The organism is Mycobacterium sp., from assembly GCF_032159775.1.
Lineage (GTDB): Bacteria > Actinomycetota > Actinomycetes > Mycobacteriales > Mycobacteriaceae > Mycobacterium.
Genome location: NZ_JAVHWK010000189.1, coordinates 1 through 5709, shown reverse-complemented (window position 1 = coordinate 5709; position 5709 = coordinate 1). Strand labels below are relative to the sequence as shown.

General features: G+C 64.5%; 6 protein-coding genes and 2 tRNA genes. 5 read left to right on the top strand and 3 right to left on the bottom strand.

The features are described from left to right. Positions 1-373: 373 nt before the first annotated feature. Positions 374-447: transfer RNA gene (locus tag QOJ24_RS24545), tRNA-Gly, on the bottom strand. Positions 448-539: 92 nt separating this feature from the next. On the opposite strand from QOJ24_RS24545, the gene QOJ24_RS24540 reads away from it, so the two are divergent. The 4 genes from QOJ24_RS24540 to QOJ24_RS24525 all read left to right on the top strand — a co-directional run bounded on the left by QOJ24_RS24540 (position 540) and on the right by QOJ24_RS24525 (position 3463). Further along, positions 540-616: transfer RNA gene (locus QOJ24_RS24540), tRNA-Pro, on the top strand. A 45-nt stretch (positions 617-661) separates the two neighbouring features. Continuing rightward, a complete protein-coding gene (tig, locus tag QOJ24_RS24535) occupies positions 662-2113 on the top strand; it encodes a trigger factor (RefSeq protein WP_526265945.1) in 1452 nt (483 codons plus the stop codon). A 103-nt stretch (positions 2114-2216) separates the two neighbouring features. Further along, positions 2217-2819, top strand: coding sequence for a ClpP family protease (locus tag QOJ24_RS24530; protein ID WP_526265946.1), 603 nt, complete (start codon positions 2217-2219; stop codon positions 2817-2819). Then, on the top strand, positions 2816-3463 hold the full coding sequence (locus QOJ24_RS24525; RefSeq protein ID WP_526265944.1) for a ClpP family protease: 648 nt from the start codon (positions 2816-2818) through the stop codon (positions 3461-3463). The genes QOJ24_RS24530 and QOJ24_RS24525 overlap by 4 nt, the downstream gene beginning before the upstream one ends. On the opposite strand, the gene QOJ24_RS24520 is transcribed toward QOJ24_RS24525, so the two are convergent. Together QOJ24_RS24520 and mmuM are read right to left on the bottom strand one after the other, a co-directional pair. Further along, positions 3460-3849, bottom strand: coding sequence for a cupin domain-containing protein (locus tag QOJ24_RS24520; RefSeq protein WP_526265943.1), 390 nt, complete (start codon positions 3847-3849; stop codon positions 3460-3462). The two genes, QOJ24_RS24525 and QOJ24_RS24520, sit on opposite strands and share 4 nt — an antisense overlap. Positions 3850-3961: 112 nt before the next feature. Next, positions 3962-4855 carry a homocysteine S-methyltransferase gene (mmuM, locus tag QOJ24_RS24515; protein WP_526265942.1) on the bottom strand — a complete coding sequence of 298 codons (894 nt, stop codon included), beginning with the start codon at positions 4853-4855 and terminating at the stop codon, positions 3962-3964. 262 nt (positions 4856-5117) lie between these two features. Here mmuM and QOJ24_RS24510 point away from each other — a divergent pair. Beyond that, positions 5118-5709: ClpX C4-type zinc finger protein (locus QOJ24_RS24510; protein ID WP_526265941.1), on the top strand; the 592-nt coding region annotated here is incomplete at its 3' end.

The following is a 5709-nucleotide window of genomic DNA, read 5'->3' as shown; positions in this document are numbered from 1 at the left end:
GCCATCGCCAATTTCAGAGCGGCAAAAAGTCTTGCCGTCGTACAGCCCGTCATAGAAGTCCCTCCCATTCAGCCAGTGCAGTGTCGCACGGCGAGACGGTGTGGCGGCCATTGATGTGCCCACCGGGCAGCAATTGCAGTAGCGCGCAACCACGTCCAGCCCTACTCAGGAGAGTGACGCCAAACCGGTCACATCGCCTTCGGATTTGTCGATCTGGACCCCGAAGCCGCTCCACGAGGATGTTGAGTTGCTCGGCGACGAGGACGATCCACGGACGACTCCTGATGCCGTGGTTCACGGGGTTCCGTGGAGGTTCCGAGAGCCGGCCAGAACCGCCTTCGACCAGCAAAAAAGCCCCTATCACGAAGTTTGGTGGAGCGGGCGACGGGAATCGAACCCGCGTAGCTAGTTTGGAAGACTAGGGCTCTACCATTGAGCTACGCCCGCTAGCGTGCAGCACCACACTGTACCGGCGGCAATCCAACCAAATCCAATTAAGGGTTCGGCGTGCCTGGGCCGTAGTATCTGCGGTGGTCCGACGGGGTGTAGCGCAGCTTGGTAGCGCATCCGCTTTGGGAGCGGAAGGCCGCAGGTTCAAATCCTGTCACCCCGACCAGCAGCACCACCGAAGCCGTCAACGAGAGCCACAAGGAGCGAGTCCGTGAAGAGCACCGTCGAGCAGTTGAGCCCCACCCGGGTTCGCATCAATGTGGAGGTGCCCTTCGCCGAGTTGGAACCCGACTTCGAAAAGGCATTCAAGCAGCTCGCCCAGCAGGTCCGTTTGCCCGGCTTCCGGCCCGGCAAGGCCCCCCGCAAGCTGCTCGAGGCCCGCATCGGCCGCGGCGCCGTGCTTGAGCAGGTCGTCAACGACGCCCTGCCCAGCCGCTACAGCGAGGCAGTCACCACCTCCGAGGTGAAACCTCTCGGCCAGCCTGACATCGAGATCACCAAGCTCGAGGACAACGACGAACTCGTCTTCACCGCCGAGGTCGACATCCGTCCCGACATCAACATCCCCGATCTCGAGACGCTCAAGATCGAGGTCGACCCCATCGAGGTGACCGACGAGGACGTCGACACCGAGCTGCAGAACCTGCGCGCCCGCTTCGGCACCCTCACCGGCGTCGAGCGCCCCGTCGAAGAAGGCGACTTCGTCTCCATCGACCTGTCGGCCTCCGTCGACGGCAAGGATGTGCCCGACGCCAAGACCGAGGGCCTGTCCCACGAGGTCGGCTCCGGCCAGCTGATCGACGGCCTCGACGACGCTCTCGTCGGCCTCAAGGAGGGGGAGACCAAGGTCTTCCCGACGACGCTGGCCGCCGGCGAGCATGCCGGTGAAGAGGCCCAGGTGACCGTCACCGTCAAGTCCGTCAAAGAACGCGAATTGCCCGAGCCCGATGACGAATTCGCCCAACTGGCAAGCGAATTCGACACCATCGACGAGCTCAAGGACAGTCTCAAGGAACAGGTCGAACGGGTCAAGCGCATCCAGCAGGCCGAGGAGATCCGCGACAAGGCCCTCGAAGTGCTCCTGGACCAGACCGAGGTCCCGCTGCCCGAGAAGATCGTGCAGGCGCAGATCGACGACACCGTCCACAACGCGATCCACCAACTCGACCACGACGAGGACGCCTTCGCCAAGGCGCTGGAGGCCCAGGGCAGCAGCCGCGAAGAGTTCGACAAGGACAACAAGGAGAACTCCGAGCGCGCCGTCAAGACCCAGCTGGTGATGGACGCCATCGCCGACCAGCTCAACGTGCAGGTCGGTCAGAACGACCTGACCGAGCGCCTCGTGCTGATGTCGCGGCAGTACGGCCTCGAGCCGCAGCAGCTCCTGCAGTACCTCCAGGAGAACAACCAGCTGCCCGTGATGTTCGCCGACGTGCGTCGCGGCCTGGCCGTCGCCGCCGTCGTGCACGGTGCCACCGTCACCGACACCGACGGCAACGTGATCGACACCGCCGAGTTCTTCGGCCCGCCCGCGACCACGGACCCGGCCGAGGCCGCGGCCCAGATCGCCGCGCAGGTCGAAGCGGCAGCCGGCGGCAGTTCCGATGCGGAGCCCGAGGAAGCCGACGACGAGACAGACGAGGCTCCAGCCGAAACCAAGTGACGCTGTGAGCGAACGCGCCCATGTCAGGGAGTGCGCCGTCGCTCAGGTTGGTTAGTGTTCGGTGAGTAGCAATGAAGAAAGCAGGTATCCAGCCGTGACTGACATGCGTTCGAACGGGGCAGGGTTCAACCTCGTCGACTCGGTCTATGAGCGCTTGCTCGCCGAGCGCATCATCTTCCTTGGGTCGCAGGTCGACGACGACATCGCCAATCGGCTGTGCGCGCAGATCCTTCTGCTGTCCGCCGAAGACTCGACCAAGGACATCCACCTCTACATCAACTCGCCCGGCGGCTCGATCAGCGCCGGCATGGCGATCTACGACACCATGGTGCTCGCGCCGTGCGACGTCGCCACCTACGCCATGGGCATGGCCGCATCGATGGGTGAGTTCCTGCTCGCCGCAGGCACCAAGGGCAAGCGTTACGCGCTGCCGCACGCTCGCATCCTGATGCACCAGCCGCTCGGCGGCATCACCGGCGGCGCCGCGGACATCGCCATCCAGGCCGAGCAGTTCTCGGTCATCAAGAAGGAGATGTTCCGTCTCAACGCGGAATTCACCGGACAGACCCTCGAGCGCATCGAGGCCGACTCCGACCGCGACCGCTGGTTCACCGCGCCGGAAGCCCTCGAGTACGGGTTCGTCGACCACATCATCACCAGCGTCAATCTCAACGGCTCAGGACCGACGGCAGGACTAGACAAATGACCGATCACACGGACCCCCGCCTGCAGCCGCAGGCCCGCTACATCCTGCCGTCGTTCATCGAGCATTCGAGCTTCGGCGTCAAGGAGTCCAACCCGTACAACAAGCTGTTCGAGGAGCGCATCATCTTCCTCGGCGTGCAGGTGGATGACGCGTCGGCCAACGACATCATGGCGCAGCTGCTGGTGCTGGAGTCCCTTGATCCCGACCGCGACATCACCATGTACATCAACTCGCCCGGCGGCTCCTTCACGTCGCTGATGGCGATCTACGACACCATGCAGTACGTGCGTGCCGACATCCAGACCGTGTGCCTCGGCCAGGCCGCGTCGGCCGCCGCGGTGCTGCTCGCCGCGGGCAGCCCCGGCAAGCGGCTGGCGCTGCCGAACGCTCGCATCCTCATCCACCAGCCCGCGCTCTCCGGCGTCATCCAGGGCCAGTTCTCCGACTTGGAGATCCAGGCCAAGGAGATTGAGCGGATGCGGACCCTGATGGAGACGACGCTGGCTCACCACACCGGCAAGGACGCCGCGCAGATCCGCAAGGACACCGATCGCGACAAGATCCTCACCGCCGAGGAGGCCAAGGATTACGGCGTGATCGACACCGTGCTGGAGTACCGCAAGCTGTCGGCTCAGAACGCCTAACCCTCTTGCGCGGCGATCTTCGCCGCGAGGTGGTCAATGACGTGTCCGTGTTCGGCCTGTGGGCTGAACATCGCCAACTCCGCGTCCTCGACCGCGCGCACCGTGTGTCCGGCCGGCCAGTAGTACAGATCACCGCCGCGGCAGGTTTCCGTGCTGCCGTCGCCGTAGGTGATGACCACCTCGCCCCCGATGAGATAACCCCAGTGCGGCGCTTGGCACAGGTCACCCTCTAAGCCTTCGAGCAACGGCGATATGTCAGTGCCCGCGCCGAGGCTGAAATACTCCGCGCCGAGCACGCCGTCTGCTTTTCCGAAATCCGGCAACTGTCGGGCCTTCGCGCCGGGTGCGTCGAGCTTGACGGGAATGTCGTTCTTGGCGATCCGCATGGCGAGGCCCCCTATGGTTGCGGCTGCGTCCCAAATCATCGTCCTGAAGCCGCGAGACTGCGGGGAGATCGCGATACTGCTGGATTTCGCGATCTCCCCGCAGTTTCGGCGTTTATGGGGGAGTGAGCGCCGCCGCGAGCTCGGCAATGTCGTCCGGCATCACTCGACAACAGCCGCCGACGATGCGTGCGCCCGCGGCCACCCATTGTGCGGGCAGGTCCGACGACCAGCGCGCCTCACCGATCCATGTTCGCCGTGCGCCGTCCCATGATTCGCCGCTGTTGGGATAGACGATGACGGGCTTGTCGGTCACCTCGCGCGCAATCTGAATCGCCGGCAGGACATCGCCCGGCGCGCAACAGTTCACACCGACGGCGACGATCTCCGGCACTCCCGCCGCAACGGCGAACGCTTCCGCCAGCGGCTGGCCCGCGCGCGTATGCAGGCCGTCGATCGTGTAGCTCAACCACGCAGGCACACCCAGCTGTCGCACCAACCCCACCAACGCCTCGGCCTCGTCGACATCGGGCACCGTTTCGATGGCCATTACGTCGGCTCCCGCGCCGGACAGGATCTCCAGACGCGGCAGATGCCACTCGCTCAGCTCCGCGACAGAGAGTCCGTATCGCCCGACGTACTCCTCACCGTTGGCCAGCGCCGCGCCGTACGGGCCGACCGACGCCGCCACCCACCGGCCGTCGGCCCCGGTTTCATCACGGGCCGCGGCGGCCAGTTCCACACTGCGGCGCATCAGCCGCTCGGCACCTTCGCGGTCGATTCCCCCCGCCGCGAAACCGTCGAAGGAAGCCTGGTAGCTGGCCGTCGTAGCAAGCGCCGCACCGGCCGCGAAGAAAGCCCGGTGAGCTGCAATGATCGCCTCGGGCTTGTCGAACAGCAGCCGTGCCGACCACAGGTCGTCGGACAGGTCGTGGCCGCGCGCTTCCAGTTCGGTGGCCAAGCCACCATCGCTGATCAAAACGGTATTGTTGGAGACTGCGAACGCCACTTCGCAACTCTACGATCAGCACGGGGACGGCCTCTCAGTCCGGTAACGGCGGCGACACGCCAGGGACACGGTGGCGCGTCCATGGGGGTTGTGGGACGCATGAGGCGATATGTTCTGCAAACACAGCTAAATACCACCGACGCGATTCGGCTTTATCGGTCGCACCGCGCCGGAATGAGCGGGTAGCGTCGGGTAATCGCCCGGAGGCGACCCACCCACCTGACCAATTCGACGGCGAACAGGAAAGTAGGACCCCACCACCATGGCGCGTATTGGAGACGGCGGTGACCTGCTGAAGTGCTCGTTCTGCGGAAAGAGTCAGAAGCAAGTCAAAAAGCTCATTGCGGGCCCCGGCGTATATATCTGTGACGAATGCATTGATCTCTGCAACGAGATCATCGAAGAAGAACTCGCCGATGCCGACGACGTAAAACTCGACGAGCTACCAAAACCGGTCGAGATCCGCGACTTCCTCGAGGGCTACGTCATCGGGCAGGACACCGCCAAGCGGACACTGGCCGTCGCCGTCTACAACCACTACAAGCGCATCCAGGCGCAGGAGAAGATGCGCGACTCGCGCGCGGAGCCCGTCGAACTGTCCAAGTCCAACATCCTGATGCTCGGCCCGACCGGCTGTGGCAAGACCTACCTCGCGCAGACGTTGGCCAAGATGCTCAACGTCCCGTTCGCGATCGCCGATGCGACGGCGTTGACCGAGGCCGGATACGTCGGTGAGGACGTCGAGAACATTCTGCTCAAGCTGATCCAGGCCGCCGACTACGACGTCAAGCGCGCCGAGACCGGCATCATCTACATCGACGAGGTCGACAAGATCGCCCGCAAGAGCGAGAACC

Excerpts from the sequence above, each read along its gene's own strand:
- QOJ24_RS24530 (WP_526265946.1), top strand. The coding sequence starts at position 2,217 with ATGCGTTCGAACGGGGCAGGGTTCAACCTCGTCGACTCGGTCTATGAG.
- QOJ24_RS24525 (WP_526265944.1), top strand. The coding sequence starts at position 2,816 with ATGACCGATCACACGGACCCCCGCCTGCAGCCGCAGGCCCGCTACATC.
- QOJ24_RS24520 (WP_526265943.1), bottom strand. The coding sequence starts at position 3,849 with ATGCGGATCGCCAAGAACGACATTCCCGTCAAGCTCGACGCACCCGGC.